Raw genomic sequence first — 18,620 nt, forward strand, 5'->3', positions numbered from 1 at the left:
TTCCAGCCTTGACAAAGCGAAAAAGGGTGGGATAATTGGCGCAATCGGGGGTTAGCCCCCAAACCCGACACCCACCCCCACAGACGGACTCCAGACGCACTCCAGCACCCCGTCCTAAGATCATCCCCATGCCTCTTCGCCGGACCTCACGGATGGCCGTGGCCTCTGCCGCCGCCCTGACCCTCGCCTTCTCAGGCGCAGCAGAGGCGAGCGCAAGAACCCCCACCAGAACTCCTTCCCAGGTGTTGTTCCTCAACCACACCTACGGCGTCCTGGACCGAGAAACAGCCGACGCCATCGCAGCCTCGCCCTACCTCCGCACCTTCGCCAACTTCCAACTCCGCACCACCACGGGTTCAGGCGGCGAAAAGTGGACCGCCCGCTACCTCATGGGCCGCGAGACCTACTTGGAACTGTTCGGCGTAGGCGACGTCCCAGGCAAGGACGGCACCTTGGGCTCAGCGGGAATGGGCCTCTCCACCGAACAAGAGGGCGACCTCTCCACGGTCGAGAACCGACTCCGCGACCAAGGCATCACCCCCATCAACTTCCGCCAGACGAGGGACTTCGGCGACGGCGTCCCGGTCCCGTGGTTCGACGCCGTCTACACCACCGAGCAGTACGACTCCTTCGGCGCGTGGGGCATGGAGTACCTGCCGAGCTACTTCGCCGACCCCCGCAGCGACACCGAACCCCCGGACCACCCAGGCGACGTCAGCCGAGAGCGCTACCTCTCCGACGACTACCGCGACCACCTCATGCGGGACGTGTCGTCCGTCCGCCTGGCAGTGACCCAAAAGGACCTCCAAGCCACCACCCCGCTCCTCCGGGCAGGCGGCTTCACCGTCCACACCCTCCCCCAGGGGATCGTCGCCACGCGCAACGGCACCACCCTCCGCTTCGACACGACCACCCGCGACCACACGGGCCTGAAGCGGATCGACCTCATCCTCAACCACCCCGCACCCCCCAGGCACCTGCGGATCGGCCACTCCACCCTCACCATCGGCCCCGGCGCCCACGCCACCTGGACGTTCGACTAGCCCCCTGACCGAGAACCCCCCAACCGGGCCCGCAACTCCCCGGTCATAGGCGACCCCAACTCCTCGCAGATCGCCAACGACCGCCCCCAGTACTCCCGAGCCTCAGACGACAACCCCACCCCCTCCGACACATCCCCAAGATTCGTGAGGGTCCGAGCCTCCCCCCACTGATCCCCGGTCTCCGTCCACACAGCCAACGCATCCCGATACCGCTCCACGGCCGCATCAGGCCGCCCCAAATCCCGGTACGTGTCCCCAAGGCTGTTGGACGTCTGCCCCTCCCCCCACCGGTCCCGGATCTCCCGCCGGAGCACCAACGCCCGGTGCAGGTACTCGTGCGCCTCGTCCAGCCGCCCCAACCCCCGACACGACTCCCCGACGCAGTGCAGCGCGAGCCCTTCCCCGTGCCGGTTCCCAATGGTCCGGAACGCGGTGATGGCCGCCCGCGAGCACGTCAACGCCTCATCGAACCGCGCCAACTCCCAGTAGGCGATGCCCTTGCTCCCCAGCGTCCACCCTTCACCGTGCAGATCCCCGATCTCCCGCCACACGACCAACGACAGGTCGTACGCCTCAAGCGCGTCGTCGTACCGCCGCAGATCCCGATAAGCCGTCCCCAGCCCGCTCAAGATCCACGCCTCCCCCAACCGCGCACCGATCAACCGCGCCGACGCCAACCCCGCCCGATAGGTGGCGATCCAGTCCGCCCAAGGCGTTCGAATGGTGAAGTACCCCCACAACGCCACCGGCAACTTCCACGCGACATCGTGATTCCCGGTCTCAGCGGCCTGCCGAGTAGCCGCCACCAGGTTCGCCCGCTCGACCTCACACCACTTCCGCGCCCCGCTGTGACTACCAAGATCCGGCACAGCAAAACCAACCACCGCCTCCAACGGCACATGCCGCCGCTGCGGACTGAACAACCGATCGGCGACATCAGCCGTACGCAGATACCACTCCAACACCCGCCGCACCGCCGCGGCCCGATCCCCCGCAGACACCTCAGCTTCAGCAAGTTCAGCGGCATACACCCGCAACAGGTCGTGGAACCGATACCGATCCCGATCGACCTCTTCCAGCAGATGAACCCCCGCCAACGCGTCCAACCACGGCCGCACCTCAGCAACAGAGCCCGCAACCAGCGCAGCAGCCGCGTGAATACTGACATCCACCCCCGCGTGCAGCCCCAGCAACCGAAAAACCTCCGCGGCCTCACCGTCCAACGCCTGATACGACCAGGAGAACGCCGCACGCACAGCGATCACCTCGTCATCAGTCGCCAGCAGGTCTAACCGATCCCGCTCCACAGCCAACTCGTCGACCAACTCGGCCAACGTCGTATGCGGATGAGTCGCAACCCGATCAGCCGCTATCCGCAAAGCAAGCGGCAAGCACGCGCACAACCGCGCCAACTCCCCCGCCGCCTGAGGCTCAGCGTCAACCCGATCGACACCGATCACCTCGCGCAACAACGACACGGCTTCCCCAGTCGACAACGGGATCACCGTCCGCCGCTCAGCCCCCGGTTGCACCCGAAGCCCGGTCAGGTGATGCCGACTCGTCACCACCACGAAACACGTCGACGACCCAGGCAACAACGGCCGAACCTGCTCAGCCGACGACGCGTTGTCCAACACGATCAACAACCGCCGACCGGCTTGCAACGACCGACACAGATCAGCCTGCGCCTCCGCGTCACCAGGCATCTCCGAAGACGGCACCCCGAGCGCACGCAGGAACCGCTCCACCACCTGCTCCAACGGAATCGGCGCCCCACGCCCGTACCCGTGCAGGTTGACGTACAAATCCCCGTCAGGGAACCGATCCCGCACCCGATGCGCCCACCGCAGCGCCAGTGCCGTCTTCCCGACCCCCGCCGCCCCGGTGATCACGGCAACCCTGGACGCCGCCTCCGTAGCACCATCGACGAGCCGGCTGTCCAACCACGTCAGATCACCTTCACGCCCCATGAAGTACGCGGTATCGGCCGGAAGCTGCCGCGGAATCGGAATAGCCGTCCCAGACGCCTGATGGACGTGCAACGATCCGTGCACCCCACCCGCCTGCACGACAGTCTCCGCCGTGCCCGCGAACTCGTTGCGGTTCCCCCGAGCACGCGGTGGTCGACGAGCGGTCATGACCGCTCCCCCTTCAGCCTGGTCGCGACCTCCAAGTATCGCCGCGCAGGGCCGACGGCGAGCCGCCATTCGGCGGGAACGATCACCGTCCCTTCGGGGGTGGCAGTGGATCAGCCGACGACCGCCGTCGCCTCCACCTCGATCATCAGATCCGGCTCGGCCAGCGAGGCCACACCGATCCCGGTCAACGGCGCGACCGGCGTGACACCAAGCTTCTTCGCGGCCCGCGCCACACCTTCGACGAACAGCGGCATCTTCTCCGGCGTCCAGTCGACCAGGTACACGGTCAGCTTCACCACGTCGTCGAACGTGGCCCCCGCCTCGGCCAGCGCCGCGCCCACGTTGAGGTAGCACTGCTCGACCTGCGCGGCGAAGTCGCCTTCGCCGACCTTGCCGCCGTCCGCGTCACGGGCGACCTGACCGGCCATGAAGACCAGCTTCGACCCGGTGGCGACGGCCACCTGCCGGTACAGGTCGACCTTCGGCAGCGCGTCGGGGTTGACCAGGGTGATCGGCATGTCGAACTCCTCGCTCTCGGGACCGAACTCTCAGGACCGAACTCTTCAGACTGAACTCTCGGGACCGAACTCTCCGGACCGAGCCTTAAACATAGCATTGCTATGCCATGTACCCTCACCCCATGGCCAGGACGAAAGACCCGGCGGTCCGCACACTGCTGGTCGAACGGGCCGCGCACATGCTCCGCACCCGCGAACCCATCACCCTGCGCTCGCTCGTCGCGGGCACGGGCATGTCGACGATGGCCGTCTACACCCACTTCGACGGCATGGACGGCCTGTGGAAAGCCTTGCGCCAGGAGGGCTTCACCCGCCTGGCCGCCAGGTTCACCCTGATCACCCCCACCGACGACCCGGTGCGGGACCTCACCGCACTGGTCGCCGCCTACCTGCGCAACGCGCTGGAGCACCCCGACCTGTACCGGGTCATGTTCGACGAGACCTTCGCCCTAGAAGACCTCACCGCCGCCGACGCGACCCTCGAACACCTCGTCCAAGCCGCCGCCCGCGCCCGAGCAACAAAGCGCTTCCACCCCGACACCGTCCCCCTGGACCTGGCCACCCAGAGCTGGATCATCGGCCACGGCCTGGTGTCCCTGGTCGCCAACGGCCCCCTCCCACCCACCACCCTCGACCACGGCCCGTTCCTGCTGACCTCGCTGTTCACCGGCGCGGGCGACCACCCCGACCGGTGCCGCGCCTCCGTCGACCAGGGCTGGCACCCGGCGTAGCGCACCCCTTCCTTGCGGCCGTTCGATACCTAGAACTACGATGCCTAGAACATCTAGGGTATCGACCCGCTGGAGGGCACGTGAAAGTCGCCAAGGATCTCGTCGCCGCGTCGGCCACACCGATGGTGCTGGGCATCCTGGCCGAGGCGGACAGCTACGGGTACGCCATCCTGCGGCGGATCAACGAGTTGTCCGGCGGAGAGCTGGACTGGACCGAGGGGCTGCTCTACCCGTTGCTGCACCGGCTGGAGCGGCTCGGGCACGTGGAGTCCACCTGGCAGTCCGTGGCCGGGGAGCGCAAGCGCAAGTACTACCGCGTCACCGAGAGCGGCCTGGCCGAACTGGCGGAGCAGCGGCGCCAGTGGGACACGGTCGTGGAAGCGCTCAAGGAGGTCTGGCGCAGTCCAGGCGACGGCCGGTTCACCTCGATTCCGTTGGGGGGCCTCGCATGACCGACGCCCTGGAGGCCCAGTTCGCCCAGTGGCGGACGTACGTGCAGCGCCGCAGGGAGCTGCGGCAGACCGACGTGGACGAGCTGGAGGACCACCTGCGCGGCTCCGTCGACGAGCTGGTGGGCGTCGGCCTGCACGCGGACGAGGCGTTCCTGGTCGCGGTCAAGCGGATGGGCAGCCTGGACGACCTGTCGCGCGAGTTCGCGCGGGAGCACTCGGAACGCCTGTGGAAGCAGCTCGTGCTGACCAGCGACACCGACGGCCCCGTCACGGCCACCCGGTCGCGGCGCGACCTGTACGCGATGATCCTGTGCGCGGCGGGCGCGGCGCTGTCCATCAAGGTTCCCGAGTTGTTCGGCATGGACTACGCGCAGGACACCGCGTTCTACGCGCCGAACGCCGCCCTGTTCGCGCTGCCGTGGCTCGCGGGTTTCCTGGCGTGGCGGCGGAACGCGTCGAGGGCGGTGATCGGCGTCCTGGTGGGGCTGTTCGTGCTGGGAGCGGTGGGGGCCAACGTCTACCGCCTCGTGGAGGAGTCGCAGTCGCTCGTGCTGACGACCATCCACCTCCCCATCGCCCTGTGGTTCGTGGTGGGTCTCGCCTACGTGTCCGACGACGTCCGCGCCGGTCGCAGGCGCATGGACTTCGTCCGCTTCACCGGCGAGTGCTTCATCTACTACGTCCTCATCGCGCTGGGCGGCGGCGTGCTGACCGCCTTCCTGTTCGGCACCTTCTCCGCCATCGGGCTCGACCCGCAGAACGTCGTCGGGCACTGGATCGTGCCGTGCGGCGCGATGGCCGCGGTGGTGGTGGCGGCCTGGCTCGTCGAGGCGAAGCAGAGCGTCGTCGAGAACCTCGCGCCGGTGCTCACGCGGTTGTTCACCCCGCTGTTCACGGTGGCGCTGCTGGCTTTCCTGGTCGCGCTCGTCGTGACCAGCGGCGGCATCGACGTCGAGCGGGAGGCGCTGATCCTGTTCGACCTCCTGCTGGTGGTCGTGCTGGGCCTGCTGCTGTACTCCATGTCGGCCCGCGACCCGCTGGCCCCGCCCGGCCTGTTCGACCGGATGCAGCTCGCGCTGGTGGTGAGCGCGCTGGTCATCGACGTGGTGGTGCTGTGGCAGATCACCGGCCGCATCTCCGAGTTCGGCACCACGCCGAACAAGGCGGCCGCGCTGGGCGAGAACGTCGTCCTGCTGGCCAACCTGGCGTGGTCGGCGTGGCTGGTGCTGGGCCTGGTCCGCAAGCGCACGCCGTTCGCGGCCGTGGAGCGCTGGCAGATCACCTACCTCCCGGTGTTCGCGGTGTGGGCGTGGATCGTGGTCCTGGTGTTCCCCCCGGTGTTCGCCTTCGCCTGAGCGGCCTGATCACCCGTCGACCCGCACCCGATCCCCGTCGACCAGGAACGCCGCCACCTCCCGACCCTCCTCCGCCACGGCGGCGCGGTCGGCTCGGGAGAGGCGGCGCACCGGGGTGACGGCGACGGTGTCGGTCTCGACGGTCCAGGTCGCGGCCACCCGGCCGTCGACCAGGACGACCCGCTCCCCCGCCACCGACAGGAGGCGGTGGGCGTCGTCGATGATCCGGGTCCGGTCGTCGTAGCCGAGGATCGCGTTGTCGAACGCGGGCAGGAACCGGACCGGGGCAGGGGTGTCGGGGTCGGGACGCGGGGCCTCGGGGAGGTCCAGCAGTTCCCGGCCCCGCTCGTCCCGGAAGCTCACGAGTTCCTCGCGCACGGCCTTCACCGCGGCGGGCAGTCCGGCGACACCGCTCCACGCGCGCAGGTCCGCCGTGGCCGCCGGGCCAAACGCCGCGAGGTAGCGGCGGACCAGCGCCCGGCCCACGACGTCGTCCGCCGCGAGCGGGTCGACCTCACGGCCCAGCCACGACGACAGCGGCAGGTTCCGCACCCCGCCCTTGGCCCGCCACAGCCCGCGCGGCGGCAGTTGCGCCATCGGCACGAGGGCGGCGATCACCATCTCCCCCAACGCCCTCGGCCCCGGCGCGGGCCAGCGCTCGGCGAGCGCCCGCGCGATCTCGGACATCGTGCGGGGCTCGTCGTCGGACATCACGGCCCGTGCGGCCTCCGCGAGTTCGCCCAGGTCCACGCCGTCGAGTTCGCGGCGGTAGACCCCGAGCACCTTCTGCCGCAGCATCGCCTCGTGCCGGGACCGCCACGCCAGCACGTCCTCGGCGGTCACGAGGTGGACCGTGCGGCGCATGAGGTGGGTCCGCACCACCTTCCGGTCGACCAGCAGGCCCGACAGCACCTTCGGGTCGAACGCGCGCAGCCGCGACCACAGGCCGACGAACGGCTCCTGCGGTTCCTGCGCCTGCAACCCGCCGAGGTGCGCGACGGCGTCGAGCACCGGCACGTCGGCGCGGTCGAGCAGCAGTTGCCGGGCCAGCGTGGCGCGGTTGAGCGCGCGGGTGTCCAGGACCGTCACGCGGCGGCCCGCTCGTCGGCCGGACGACGGCGCAGCGCCATGCGGGACAGGGCGGGCGGCGTGTAGGCGATGTCGATCGGCCCCACGTCCACGCCCGGCGCGACGATCTCGTCGATCCGGTCGAGGACGTCGTCGTCCAGGGTCGTCGCCGCGCCTGCCAGGAGGTCCTCCAGGTGGTCCGTGGTGCGCGGTCCCAGGATGGCCGACGTGACGTCGGGGTGGGCGATGGTGAACGCCATCGCCAGGTGCGTCAACGACAGGCCCGCCTCCTCCGCCACCGGGATCAGCCGTTCCACCGCGTCCAGCTTGCGCTCGTCGGTGAGGTGCCCCGACACCCAGCGCATCCGCGCGTTGTCCGGCCGGGCCTGGCCCTTGCGGTAGCGGCCGGTGAGCATCCCCGACGCCAGCGGGCTCCACACGAGCACGCCGAGGCCGTACTTCCGGCACGTCGGCAGGACCTCCCGCTCGACGCCGCGGTTGAGGATCGAGTACGTGGGCTGCTCGGTGCGGAACCGCCGCAGCCCGTGCCGCTCGGCGACCCACTGCGCCTCCACGATCTCCGACGCGGGCAGGTTCGACGAGCCGATGGCCCGCACCTTGCCGCTGCGCACCAGGTCCGTCAGCGCGGACAGCGTCTCCTCCACGTCGGTCGACGGGTCGGGGTGGTGCACCTGGTACAGGTCGATGTGGTCGGTCCCCAACCGCCGCAACGAGTCCTCGACCGCCCTGGTGATCCACCGCCGCGAACTGCCGCCGCGGTTCGGGTCGTCACCCATCGAGCCGTTGACCTTCGTGGCCAGCACGACGTCCTCGCGCCTGCCCTTGAGCGCCAGCCCGAGGATCTCCTCCGACTCGCTGCCCGAGTACACGTCGGCGGTGTCGACGAAGTTGATCCCCGCGTCCAGCGCCCGGTGGACCATCCGGACGCAGTCGTCGCGGTCGGTGTTGCCCGCCGCGCCGAACATCATCGTGCCCAGGCAGTAGGGGCTGACCCGGATGCCGGTCCGTCCCAGTTCGCGCGTCTTCACGCCGTGATCCTTCCGTCGTTCCACCGATCTCGCCCAACCCAACCAGGCGAAGAGGACAGGAAGTGTCCGCTTCTGCGGCACACTGGAGACCGTGCCGAAGACCTCAGCCCGTCTGCTGTCGCTGCTCTCGCTGCTCCAGGCCCGCCGGGACTGGCCGGGCGCGCTGCTGGCCGAGCGGCTGGACATCAGCCCGCGCACGGTCCGCCGCGACGTGGACCGGCTGCGCGAACTCGGCTACCCGATCGCGGCCGTGAAGGGCCCGGACGGCGGGTACCGGCTGGAGGCGGGCTCGGAGCTGCCGCCGCTGCTGTTCGACGACGAGCAGGCCGTGGCGCTGACCATCGCGCTCCAGATCGCCATCACCTCGGGCGCGGGCATCGAGGAGGCGGCGGCGCGGGCGTTGACGACCGTCCGGCAGGTCATGCCCTCCCGACTGCGTAGCCGGGTCGACTCGCTGCGGGTCACCGCCGTCGAACGGCCACAACCGGGTCCGCAGGTCGAGAGCGGCGTGATCGTGGCGCTCAGCGCCGCCGTCCACGCCCGCGAGGTGCTGCGGTTCGACTACGCCGGGGTCGACGGCCCGCCGCGCCGGGCGGAACCGCACCACCTCGTCACGTGGGGCGGGCGCTGGTACCTCGTGGCCTGGGACCTCGACCGGGCCGACTGGCGCACGTTCCGCGCGGACCGGATCACCCCGCGCGTCCCCACCGGCCCGCGCTTCACTCCTCGGGAGCTGCCCGGTGGCGACGTCGCCACGTTCGTGGCCGCCCGGTTCCGGGGCTCGGTGGACTCGACCGACTGGCCCTGCCGCGGCGAGGTCGTCCTGCACCTGCCCGCCTCGGCCGTGTCCGCCTTCGTCACCGAGGGCGTGGTGGAGGAACTCGGCCCGGACCGCTGCCGCCTGGTGCTGGGGTCGTGGTCGTGGAGCGGCCTGGCGGCCGCGATCGGGAGGTTCGACGCGGACTTCGAGGTCGTCGGGCCGCCCGAACTCCAGGACGCGTTCGCCCGCCTGGCCCGCCGGTACGCGGCGAGCGTCGAATAGGCGGTCTTCACCGACGCGAGCACCGGCGGTCGCGGGCCACCGTGGTCGGGTGTTCGAACCGCTGTTCCTCACCGACATGGTCCTGGCCCTCCTCGCGATGATCGCCGCCCTCGCGCTCGGCCGTCACGCCTCCGGCGACCCGCGCCGCCGCGTCCGCTGGGCGTGGATCACCGCCGCGCTGGTGGCCGCGCGCCTCGCCGTGGCCTGTCTGCTGCTCACCGGCGGCCTGGTGCTCGCCGAGTCCCGCCTGGAGGTCCAACTCCCGCTGGCGCTCGTCCCGATGGCCTGGGCGGTGTGGCGACCCGAGCGGACGTCCGCCCACGTCGGCGCGGCCGGGGTGCTGCTGTCGGCGTGGTGGCTGTTCGTGCCGTTCGGTCCCCAAGACGTCGTGCCCGTCGTCGCCGGGTCCGTGGCGGCGCTGATGGTGCTCGCCGGGCTCTCGGTGCTGCTGGGCCGCTGGCGGCGGTCCGGTTCCCGCGCGGCGCGCTTGCCCTGGCTGGCAACGGCCTTCCTGCTCGTGCCCGCCGTCGGCCTGGTGCTGAGCGGCCAGGCGAACACCGCGGCGACCGGCCACGACCACCACGCCATGGCGGGAGGCCGGAGCGTGGACCAGCTCACCGGGCCGCGAGACCGGACGCCCGACGTCCGGCTCACCCTCACCGCCGCCCGGGGCCAGGTGCGGCTGGACTCCGGCCGCACGGTCGACGCGCTCACGTTCAACGGCTCCTCCCCCGGTCCGGAACTCCGGGTACGCAAGGGGCAGTTGGTCGAGGTGACGCTGGTCAACACCGACGTCGACGCGGGCGTGACCGTGCACTGGCACGGCGTGGACGTGCCCAACGCGGAGGACGGCGTGCCGGGCGTGACGCAGAACGCCGTGCGGCCGGGTGAGCGGCACGTCTACCGGTTCACGCCCAACCGGGCTGGCACCTTCTGGTACCACACCCATCGGGACGCGGCGGAATCCGTGCGGCGCGGCCTGTTCGGCGCGTTGATCGTGGAGGACGGTCCGGCGTTCGACGGCTTCGAGCGCACGGTCTTCACCCACGAGTGGCCCGGCGCGGCCGAGCGGGCCGTGGCGTTCGACCGGGCCGACCAGCCGTCCCGGCAGGCGGTCGACGCGGGCAGGAACGTCCTGCTGCGCCTGGTGAACAGCACGAAGGACCCGCAGCGGATCCACGTCGGCGGCACCCGGTTCACCGTTGCCGCCATCGACGGCAACCCGGTGCCGGGCGCGACGCCGGTCGAGGACGGCACCGACTTCCTGCTCGCGGCGGGCGGCCGGTACGACGTCGCCTTCACCATGCCGAAGGCCCCGGTGACCGTGGCCGCCGGACAGGCCGCGCTCGCCCTCAGCCCGGACGGCACGGCGGCTCCCGCCGACCTCGCCGACGGCCCGCTGTTCGACCCGCTCGGCTACGGCTCGGGCGCGTCGTCCGCGGAGGGCGCCGACCGGTCGTTCGACCTCCGGTTGGACGACGGCTTCGGGTTCGGCCAGGGCGGGTTCACCTACGTCAGCAGCCTGATCAACGGCCGCCTGTACCCCGCCGTGCCCACGCTCGTGGTCGCCGAGGGGGACCGGGTGCGGGTGCGCGTCGCCAGCCGCAGCATCGTCGACCACCCCTTCCACCTGCACGGCCACCGGGTGCGGGTGCTGTCCCGCAACGGGGTTCCGGCGAGCGGCGACTGGTGGACGGACACCCTCAACGTGGCTCCGGGGCAGGTGTACGAGATCGCGTTCACCGCGGACAACCCCGGTGTGTGGATGGACCACTGCCACAACTTCGACCACGGCGCGAACGGCATGGTCATGCACCTCGCCTACGAGGGCGTCAGCTCGCCGTACTCGGCGGACCACGGCCCGGAGTAGTGCGGGCTCGCTACCGTACGGGGCATGCGGACCTCGCCCCACCTCCCCGCCCCGCTCGTCGGCAGGCGCGCCGAGATCCGGCGGATCGACGAGCTGGTCGCCGCGGCTCGGGCGGGCGCGGGTGGGGCGCTGGTCCTGCGCGGCGAGGCGGGCATCGGCAAGAGCGCGCTGCTGGAGCACGCGCGGCGGGCGGCGACCGGGTTCCTGGTCGCGCACGCGTCCGGGTCGGAGTTCGAGACGGACCTGCCGTTCGCCGCGCTGCACCAGCTCTGCCGACCGCTGCTGGGACGGCTCGACGAGCTGCCCGCACCGCACCGCGACGCCCTCCGGGTCGCGTTCGGGCTCGCCACGGGCACGCCGGACGTGTTCCGCGTCGGCCTGGCCGCCCTGGACCTGCTCGCGGGCGGGCAACCCCTGCTGTGCGTGGTCGACGACGCCCACTGGCTGGACTCGGCGTCGTCGAGGGCGTTGGCGTTCCTGGCCCGGCGGGTCGGCTCGGAACCCGTCGCCCTGCTGTTCGCGGCCCGGCCGGGGACGGCGGCAGGGCTCGACGACCTGCCGGATCTGGTGGTCGGCGGGCTGACCGACGTCGACGCGCGGGCGCTGCTGGCGGCGGCGAGCCACGTGCCGCTGGACGAGCGGGTGCGCGACCGGATCATGGCCGAGGCGCGCGGGAACCCGTTGGCGCTGCTGGAACTGCCGAGGGCGGGCGGCTACGCGCCACCGGACCCGGCGTCCACGCCGACCAGGGTCGAACGCGGGTTCCAGGCCCGGCTGGCGGACCTGCCGGACGACGCGCGACTGCTGCTGACCGTCGCGAGCGCCGACCCGACCGGCGATCCCGGCCTGCTGTGGCCCGCCGCGCGGCTGCTGGACCTCGACGTGGCCACGACCAGTGCCGCCGCCGCTGTCACCGTGCTGGTCGAGTTCGGCACGCGCGTCCGCTTCTGCCACCCGCTGGCCCGGTCGGCGGTCTACCGGGCCGCGCCGGACGACCGTCGCCGCGCGGCCCACCGGGTGCTGGCCGAGGTGACCGACCCGGTCGTGGACCCGGACCGGCGGGCCTGGCACCGCGCCCAGGCCAGCGCGGGGCCGGACGACGACGTGGCCGCCGAGCTGGAGCGGTCCGCGTCCCGCGCCGAGTCGCGCGGTGGCGTGGTGGCCGCGGCGGCGTTCCTGGAACGGGCGGCGGCGCTGTCGCTGGACCCGGCGAAGCGGGTCGCCCGGACGCTCGCGGCCGTGCGGGCGAAGCTCGACGCGGGCGCGACCGACACGGCCGAGGCCCTCCTCACGACCGTCGCGGACGCGGTCCCGGACGACCCCGAGGTCGACCTGCTGCGCGGCCGGATCGCCTTCGCGCGGCACGACGACAACGACGGCCCGAAGTACGTCCTCCGTGCCGCGCAACGCCTTGCGGACCCGGCACGGGCGCGGGCGTGCTACCTGGACGCGCTGGAGATGGCCTTGGTCGCCGGCCGCGCCAACGGTGTGATGGACCGGGTCCTGGCCGCTGCCGCCACGGCACCGCCACCGCCGACCCCGGACGTCCTGGACGCGCTGCTCCGGCTGGAGGCCGACGGGCACCACGCCGCGGCCCCGTCGCTGCGCCGGGTCCTCGACGGCGAGGACAGTCCGATGTGGACCGAACGGCCAGCGCTCGCCCTGATGCTCGCGGGCGAGCTGTGGGACCCGCACACCTACGCCTCGATCATCGAGTGGGTGGTGAAGACCGGGCGCGAGTCGGGGTCGCCGCTCGTGCTGCGCCTCGGCCTCGCCCAGGTGGCGTCGTGCGCCGCGCTGTTCGGCGACGTCGGGCGGTCGATGGCGGCCATCGCGGAGGAGGAGGCGATCACCGACGCCGTCGGCGCTCCCCCGGTGACCTACCACCGGCTGCACCTCGCCGCGATGCGCGGCCGCCGCCAGGAGGCCCTGGACCTGTTCGAGTCGGTCACGGCGGCGGCGCACGGCTCGGGGCAGCTGATCGCCAACGTGCACTGGGCCTCGGCCGTGCTGCACAACGGGCTGGCCGACTACCCGACCGCGTTGCGGGAGGCTCGGCGAGCGGCCGCGCACGGCGACCTGTTCCTCGCCGGGGCCGCGCTGCCGGAACTCGTGGAGGCGGCCGTCCGGTGCGGTGAGCCCGAGGCCGCCGCCACGGCGTCGGAGCAGTTGACCGACCGCACCCGTGCGGCGGGCACGGCGTCCGGCCTGGGGATCGCGGCCTACGCGCGCGGGCTGGTGACCGGTGCCGAGGAGCACTACCGGGACGCCGTCGACCACCTCCAGGACAGTCCTCTGCTGCCCTACCGGGCCCGCGCCCACCTGCTGTACGGGGAGTGGCTGCGGCGGGAGGGCCGTCGCCGCGACTGCCGCCCGCACCTGCGCGCCGCCCACGACCTCGCGTCCACCGCGGGCCTGGAGGCGTTCGCCCGGCGGGCCGCCGACGAACTCCGCGCGACCGGTGAGAAGGCCCGCAGCCGCACCGGCGACACCCTCGACCAGCTCACCGAGCAGGAGGTGGCCATCACCCGGCTCGTCGCCACCGGCGCGACCTCCGCCGAGGTCGCCGCCCGGCTGTTCGTCAGCCCGCGCACGGTCGACGCCCACCTGCGCAACATCTTCCGCAAGCTCGGCGTCACCTCGCGCCGCCAACTCCGGGACCTGCCCGTGTAGGCAGTCACCACCGACGCGATCGCGGCTCCCGGCGCGGGAAGCTCGTCCTGGCCAGAAACCCCTGCCAGGAAAGGACTTCCCATGTCCACCACCACCCCCGCCGTCCTCCCGGACCGGATCGGGCGCGTGCTGCTCGCTCTGTGCGCCATCGCCACCCTCGGCGCGTTCGCGCGCGGCTTCACGATCATGGCCGAGGTGTCCGACGAGCGCCTGATCACCGAGGCGTGGCGGACGTTCGCCTACATCGTCTTCGCGGGCCTGTGGGCCATGATCGCCGTCGCCCCGCGCGCCCAGCGGGGCGTGTTCGAGCTGCTGCTCCTCCAGAAGACGGCGATCACCGTGTTCGCCTTGGTCGTCAACGACGTGCCGGACGCGGGCATGACCGCCGCCGTCGACGCCTCCCTCGTCATCGCGACCGCGATCGCCTACGTGCTGTGCCGCGGGTGGCAGGGGTGGCGCACCGTCCGCTAGGGCACGGCGGGCGTCGGGTGGCACTCGGGCGGCACGCAGGTGCCGAACCCGGTGCCGAGCCACAGCACGACCCACGCCACGAGCGCCGCGGCGAGGGGCGCCGCGAGCAGGAGCAGCGGCACGAACGAGACGATCGCGGTGGTGTCGACCAAGCGGTCCGCGACGCCGGACGCGGAGCGGAACCCGTTGGTCAGCAGGGCGGCGGCGAGGACGAGCGCGGTGAGGCCCGCCCAGGTCCACGCCGCCACCGCCGCGGGACCGGCCGCCGACGTCCACGCCAGTGCGGAGAACAGCCAGGCGACGTCCCAGAACGGGCCGGGGTCCGGGGTGAACGCCAGGCGCACGCCGCGCAGTCCCGTCCCCCAGATCGCGACGACCCCGAACACCGCCGTGGCCACGCCCGCCAGGCCCGCGGCGAACCACCCCAGGCTCACCCGTTCGGCTCGGTCCCGGTGCTGCGCCATGAGCTTCTCCCCACCCGGAGACACTCCGCTTCGACGTACCCAGTTGTACTCGGTGTCCGCGGCGAGCCCAAGACCCCCGCGGGACGCCGGTTTCCCACGATGCGGCCGTCGTTGACCCGTCCGGCGTCGCCGCCGTAGCTTCGACGCGGTCGGCACCGGAGCCGGTAGGACGGTTACGCGACGACCGGGGTGGGCACATGGCGAACGACGCGCTGGATCTGGGTCAGCTCAGGACGTTCGTCGCCATCGCCGACCACGGCGGGTTCGGCAGGGCGGCCACGGCGCTGCACCTGAGCCAGCCCGCGGTGAGCCAGCACGTGCGGCTGCTGGAGAAGCGGCTGCGGCGGACGCTGGTCGAGAAGGACGGGCGGCGCACCCGGTTCACCGCGGCGGGCGAGGACCTGCTGATGGAGGCGCGGCGGATCATCTCCGCGCACGACGAGGCGTTGGCGCGCCTGGACCTCACGACCCGGCCGCCGGTGGTGATCGGCTCGACGGAGACCGCCGCCGAACAGGTGCTGCCGCGACTGCTGACCACGCTGCGGGACGCCTACCCCGGCCGGGGCGCGCAGTTCCACATCGACCGGTCCACCCAGATGACCGAGGCCGTGCTCAAGGGGACCATCGACCTGGCCGTGCTGCTGGGCTTCCCCGGCGACACCCACGGCAGGCTCGTCGGCACGCTCCCCCTGCGCTGGTACTCCGCCCCGGCACGCCCCCTGCCCCACCGCGACCAGCCGTTGGCGCTGGTCGCGTACCGGGAGCCGTGCGGGATGCGCCAACGCGCCCTGCACCGCCTCGCGGAGGCCGGTCACCGCGTGGAGGTGGCAGCGGAGTCGACCACCCTGGAAGGCGTGATCGCGGCGGCCCGCGCCGGCCTCGGCGTGGCCATCCTCCCGTCGACCGGCGTGACACCCCACGGCCTCGTCCGCCGCCACGACCTGCCGGACCTCGGCGAGATCGGCGTGCACCTGGCCACCCGCAGGGACCTGGACGCCGACGTGACGGCCGTGGCACTGGGCGCACTGGAGGAGTTCTTCGAGTCCGCACCGGTGTCCCGGCTCGCCGGGTGACGACACCGGCGGGCGACGCATCAGCGGTCTCGATCGGCATCCATCACCGATAGTGCTTGGACGGGGATCCGTTGTGCGGCTTAGGTTCGCGTGGTGCCGATCCTCATCTCCGCCGCGGAGCTCCACGCGACGCTGCCGACCGTCCGCGTCCTCGACGTCCGCTGGTCCCTCGGGGTTCCGGACGGGCGTCCCGCCCACCTCGCGGGGCACATCCCCGGCGCTGTCTACGTCGACCTCGACGCGGAGTTGGCCCGTCACGGCGACCCGCGCGACGGCCGCCACCCGCTGCCCGAGCCGGACGCCCTCCAGGAGGCCGCCCGCGGCTGGGGGCTGAACGACGGTGACACGGTGGTCGTCCACGACGGCGCGGGCAACCTCGCCGCCGCGCGGGCGTGGTGGTTGCTGCGCGATGCCGGGGTCGCCGACGTGCGCCTGCTGGACGGCGCGCTGCCCGCGTGGATCGCGGCGGGGTACCCGCTCGTGACCGGGCCGGAGCGGCCCATCAGGGGGTCGGTGACGCTCAAGCCGGGCCATCTGTCCACAGTGGACATCGACGGCGCGGCACGGTTCCCGGACCACGGCGTGCTGCTCGACGCGCGAGCCGGTGAGCGCTACCGCGGCGAGACCGAGCCGGTCGACCCGCGCGCGGGGCACATCCCCGGCGCGGTCAGCGCGCCCACGGCCGACAACCTCGCCGAGGACGGCACGTTCCTGTCGCCGGAGCGGCTGCGCGAGCGGTTCGCGGCGCTGGGCGTGAGCGGGCCGGTGGCCGCGTACTGCGGGTCCGGCGTCACCGCCGCGCACACCGTCGTCGCGCTCACCCTCGCGGGCTTCTCCCCCGCCCTCTACCCCGGTTCGTGGTCGCAGTGGTCGAACCACGAGGACCGCCCGGTGGCCACGTCGTGACGGACCTCGGCGCGCTGCTCGACGGCCTGCCCGCCTGGTCCACGGACCCGGACGCGGTGGCCCGCGCGGGAATCGACCGGTCGGGCGCGATCCCGGACGGCCTCCCGTCGGCGGTGGTGTACGCGACCGGGACGGACGACGTCGTGCGCACGGTGTCCTTCGCGGCCGAGCACGGCATCCCGGTGGTGCCGCGCGGTGCGGGGTCCGGGGTGTCCGGCGGGGCGCTGGCGGGCACGGGCGCGATCGTCCTCGACCTCTCGCGGCTGAACCGGATCCTGGAGATCCGCCCGGACGACGCGGTCGCCGTCGTCCAGCCGGGCGTGATCACCGCGGACCTCGACGCGGCGGCGGCCGAGCACGGGCTGCGCTACGCGCCGGACCCGGCGAGCGCGGCGTTCTCGACCATCGGTGGCAACATCGCGACGAACGCGGGCGGCCTGCGCTGCGTGAAGTACGGCGTCACGCGGGACGCGGTGCTGGCGCTGGACGTCGTGACCGGGGACGGGCGGCTGCTGCGCACCGGGCGCACGACGCTCAAGGGCGTCACGGGCTACGACCTGACGAGCCTGCTGGTCGGGTCCGAGGGCACGCTGGGCGTGGTCGTCGGCGCGACCGTGAAGCTGCTGCCGGTCCCCCGCGCGACCGCGACGGCCACGGCCTACTTCCCGGACGCCCGCACGGCCGTCGAGGCCGTGACCCGCTTGCGCCGCACCGGATTGCGGCCGTCCACCCTCGAATTCCTGGACCACGCCACGCTCGCCGCGATCGACGCCGCGCGGGGCGGTGACCTCGCCGCCCGCGGCAGGGCGTTCCTGCTCGTGCAGACAGACGGGTACGGGGCCGAGGAGGAGATGGCCGCGGTCGTGGAGGTCCTGAAGACGACCGCGACCCTCGTGGACACCTCCGACGACACCGCCGCGGCGGACCGGCTGCTGGCCACCCGACGGCAGGCCCTGCCCGCGATCGAACGGCTGGGGCGGGTGCTCATCGAGGACGTCGTGGTGCCGACGACCCGGCTCGCGGACGCGGTCGACGGCATCGAGCGGATCGTGCGCGCGACCGGCGTGCGGATCTTCACCTTCGCCCACGCCGGTGACGGCAACCTGCACCCGATCGTGCTGGTGGAAGACGACGGCCCACCGGTGGGCGAGGCGGTCGACGCGCTGTTCGCGCTGGCGTTGGAGCTGGGCGGGACGCTGACCGGCGAGCACGGCGTCGGCCTGCTCAAGCGCGACTGGCTCGCCGCCGAACTCGGCGACGTGAGCCTCGACCTCCAGCGCCGGCTCAAGTCGGTGTTCGACCCGGCGGGCGTGCTCAACCCCGGCAAGGCCATCACCGAACGGTGACCGAGGAACCAAGGGAGAACGCGGTGGCAGTGCTCGACGAGGTGGCGGCGTGGAACAACCCCGAGGGGCTGAACCCGCGCGGGACGGTCGTCGTCGTCCCCGGCCGGGGTGAGCATCCCGGCGTGTACGAACGGCTGGGCGCGCGGCTGGGGTCGGACGCGTACCGGGTGCGGGTCGTCGGCGATCCGACCGTGGACGCGGAGCGCGTGACCGAGCAGGTGCACGCGCTGTTCGTCGACTCCGCGCCCGCGCCGCACGTGCTGGCGGGCAGCGACACCGGCGCGCTGTTCGCCGCGACGCTGGTGGCGACCGGCGCGGTCGCGGCCGACGCGCTGGTGCTGTCCGGGCTGCCGGTGGCGGGCGAGGTCGCCGCCACCGACTGGGAGGGCGAGTTGGACGCGCGGACGAACTGCCCCACCCC

Annotated in this window: 16 protein-coding genes and 1 pseudogene; 12 read left to right on the forward strand and 5 right to left on the reverse strand. The window is 72.6% G+C overall.

From position 1 onward, the window contains the following. The first annotated feature begins 128 nt into the window (after positions 1–128). Positions 129–1,043 carry a DUF5829 family protein gene (locus ACFWW9_RS41385; protein WP_390388297.1) on the forward strand — a complete coding sequence of 305 codons (915 nt, stop codon included), beginning with the start codon at positions 129–131 and terminating at the stop codon, positions 1,041–1,043. Here ACFWW9_RS41385 and ACFWW9_RS41390 read toward each other — a convergent pair. After that, positions 1,040–3,181 carry an ATP-binding protein gene (locus ACFWW9_RS41390; protein WP_390388299.1) on the reverse strand — a complete coding sequence of 714 codons (2,142 nt, stop codon included), beginning with the start codon at positions 3,179–3,181 and terminating at the stop codon, positions 1,040–1,042. The genes ACFWW9_RS41385 and ACFWW9_RS41390 overlap by 4 nt on opposite strands. Before the next feature lie 110 nt (positions 3,182–3,291). Continuing rightward, positions 3,292–3,699: a RidA family protein gene (locus tag ACFWW9_RS41395; RefSeq protein WP_390388301.1), complete on the reverse strand. Its 408-nt coding sequence runs from the start codon at positions 3,697–3,699 to the stop codon at positions 3,292–3,294. A gap of 122 nt (positions 3,700–3,821) precedes the next feature. On the opposite strand from ACFWW9_RS41395, the gene ACFWW9_RS41400 reads away from it, so the two are divergent. The 3 genes from ACFWW9_RS41400 (at position 3,822) to ACFWW9_RS41410 (ending at position 6,237) form a co-directional block, all read left to right on the forward strand. Beyond that, complete coding sequence (locus ACFWW9_RS41400) at positions 3,822–4,430, forward strand: TetR/AcrR family transcriptional regulator (protein ID WP_390388305.1); 609 nt, start codon at positions 3,822–3,824, stop codon at positions 4,428–4,430. A gap of 80 nt (positions 4,431–4,510) precedes the next feature. Then, on the forward strand, positions 4,511–4,882 hold the full coding sequence (locus tag ACFWW9_RS41405; protein WP_390388307.1) for a PadR family transcriptional regulator: 372 nt from the start codon (positions 4,511–4,513) through the stop codon (positions 4,880–4,882). Then, complete coding sequence (locus tag ACFWW9_RS41410) at positions 4,879–6,237, forward strand: permease prefix domain 1-containing protein (RefSeq protein WP_390388310.1); 1,359 nt, start codon at positions 4,879–4,881, stop codon at positions 6,235–6,237. The genes ACFWW9_RS41405 and ACFWW9_RS41410 overlap by 4 nt, the downstream gene beginning before the upstream one ends. 9 nt (positions 6,238–6,246) lie before the next feature. On the opposite strand, the gene ACFWW9_RS41415 is transcribed toward ACFWW9_RS41410, so the two are convergent. Together ACFWW9_RS41415 and ACFWW9_RS41420 are read right to left on the reverse strand one after the other, a co-directional pair. Then, positions 6,247–7,326: a winged helix DNA-binding domain-containing protein gene (locus tag ACFWW9_RS41415; RefSeq protein WP_390388312.1), complete on the reverse strand. Its 1,080-nt coding sequence runs from the start codon at positions 7,324–7,326 to the stop codon at positions 6,247–6,249. Beyond that, positions 7,323–8,354 carry an aldo/keto reductase gene (locus ACFWW9_RS41420; protein ID WP_390388315.1) on the reverse strand — a complete coding sequence of 344 codons (1,032 nt, stop codon included), beginning with the start codon at positions 8,352–8,354 and terminating at the stop codon, positions 7,323–7,325. The genes ACFWW9_RS41415 and ACFWW9_RS41420 overlap by 4 nt, the downstream gene beginning before the upstream one ends. A gap of 91 nt (positions 8,355–8,445) precedes the next feature. On the opposite strand from ACFWW9_RS41420, the gene ACFWW9_RS41425 reads away from it, so the two are divergent. The 4 genes from ACFWW9_RS41425 to ACFWW9_RS41440 all read left to right on the forward strand — a co-directional run bounded on the left by ACFWW9_RS41425 (position 8,446) and on the right by ACFWW9_RS41440 (position 14,410). Next, the gene (locus ACFWW9_RS41425) at positions 8,446–9,396 is read left to right on the forward strand and encodes a helix-turn-helix transcriptional regulator (protein ID WP_390388317.1); all 951 of its coding nucleotides are present in this window, start codon (positions 8,446–8,448) and stop codon (positions 9,394–9,396) included. Positions 9,397–9,445: 49 nt separating this feature from the next. Beyond that, complete coding sequence (locus ACFWW9_RS41430; RefSeq protein WP_390388320.1) at positions 9,446–11,266, forward strand: multicopper oxidase family protein; 1,821 nt, start codon at positions 9,446–9,448, stop codon at positions 11,264–11,266. Between the two features lie 24 nt (positions 11,267–11,290). Next, positions 11,291–13,939 (forward strand): ATP-binding protein, encoded by a 2,649-nt coding sequence (locus tag ACFWW9_RS41435; RefSeq protein ID WP_390388323.1) that lies wholly within the window; start codon positions 11,291–11,293, stop codon positions 13,937–13,939. A gap of 81 nt (positions 13,940–14,020) precedes the next feature. Further along, on the forward strand, positions 14,021–14,410 hold the full coding sequence (locus tag ACFWW9_RS41440) for a hypothetical protein (RefSeq protein ID WP_390388326.1): 390 nt from the start codon (positions 14,021–14,023) through the stop codon (positions 14,408–14,410). Here the strand turns inward: ACFWW9_RS41440 and ACFWW9_RS41445 are convergent. Next, positions 14,407–14,874, reverse strand: a complete 468-nt coding sequence (locus ACFWW9_RS41445) for a hypothetical protein (protein WP_390388328.1) — start codon at positions 14,872–14,874, stop codon at positions 14,407–14,409. The two genes, ACFWW9_RS41440 and ACFWW9_RS41445, sit on opposite strands and share 4 nt — an antisense overlap. Positions 14,875–15,071: 197 nt before the next feature. Here ACFWW9_RS41445 and ACFWW9_RS41450 point away from each other — a divergent pair, with 197 nt between their 5' ends. From ACFWW9_RS41450 to ACFWW9_RS41465, 4 genes and pseudogenes are all read left to right on the forward strand, one after another. Beyond that, entirely contained in the window at positions 15,072–15,947 is an 876-nt protein-coding gene (locus tag ACFWW9_RS41450; protein ID WP_390388331.1) for a LysR family transcriptional regulator, read from the forward strand. A gap of 93 nt (positions 15,948–16,040) precedes the next feature. Beyond that, positions 16,041–16,853, forward strand: a complete 813-nt coding sequence (locus tag ACFWW9_RS41455; RefSeq protein WP_390388333.1) for a sulfurtransferase — start codon at positions 16,041–16,043, stop codon at positions 16,851–16,853. Next, a complete protein-coding gene (locus ACFWW9_RS41460; protein ID WP_390388336.1) occupies positions 16,850–18,199 on the forward strand; it encodes an FAD-binding oxidoreductase in 1,350 nt (449 codons plus the stop codon). Before ACFWW9_RS41455 ends, ACFWW9_RS41460 begins: the two co-directional genes overlap by 4 nt. A gap of 23 nt (positions 18,200–18,222) precedes the next feature. Beyond that, positions 18,223–18,620, forward strand: a pseudogene (locus ACFWW9_RS41465) (lysophospholipase); the annotation flags it as partial.

This window comes from Umezawaea sp. NPDC059074 (assembly GCF_042738955.1).
In the GTDB taxonomy this organism is placed as follows: Bacteria; Actinomycetota; Actinomycetes; order Mycobacteriales; family Pseudonocardiaceae; genus Umezawaea.

What these genes read in the sequence shown, in the direction of transcription:
- ACFWW9_RS41385 (WP_390388297.1), top strand. Translation starts at nt 129, where the DNA reads ATGCCTCTTCGCCGGACCTCACGGATGGCCGTGGCCTCTGCCGCCGCC.
- ACFWW9_RS41390 (WP_390388299.1), bottom strand. Translation starts at nt 3,181, where the DNA reads ATGACCGCTCGTCGACCACCGCGTGCTCGGGGGAACCGCAACGAGTTC.
- ACFWW9_RS41395 (WP_390388301.1), bottom strand. Translation starts at nt 3,699, where the DNA reads ATGCCGATCACCCTGGTCAACCCCGACGCGCTGCCGAAGGTCGACCTG.
- ACFWW9_RS41400 (WP_390388305.1), top strand. Translation starts at nt 3,822, where the DNA reads ATGGCCAGGACGAAAGACCCGGCGGTCCGCACACTGCTGGTCGAACGG.
- ACFWW9_RS41410 (WP_390388310.1), top strand. Translation starts at nt 4,879, where the DNA reads ATGACCGACGCCCTGGAGGCCCAGTTCGCCCAGTGGCGGACGTACGTG.
- ACFWW9_RS41435 (WP_390388323.1), top strand. Translation starts at nt 11,291, where the DNA reads ATGCGGACCTCGCCCCACCTCCCCGCCCCGCTCGTCGGCAGGCGCGCC.
- ACFWW9_RS41440 (WP_390388326.1), top strand. Translation starts at nt 14,021, where the DNA reads ATGTCCACCACCACCCCCGCCGTCCTCCCGGACCGGATCGGGCGCGTG.
- ACFWW9_RS41445 (WP_390388328.1), bottom strand. Translation starts at nt 14,874, where the DNA reads ATGGCGCAGCACCGGGACCGAGCCGAACGGGTGAGCCTGGGGTGGTTC.
- ACFWW9_RS41450 (WP_390388331.1), top strand. Translation starts at nt 15,072, where the DNA reads ATGGCGAACGACGCGCTGGATCTGGGTCAGCTCAGGACGTTCGTCGCC.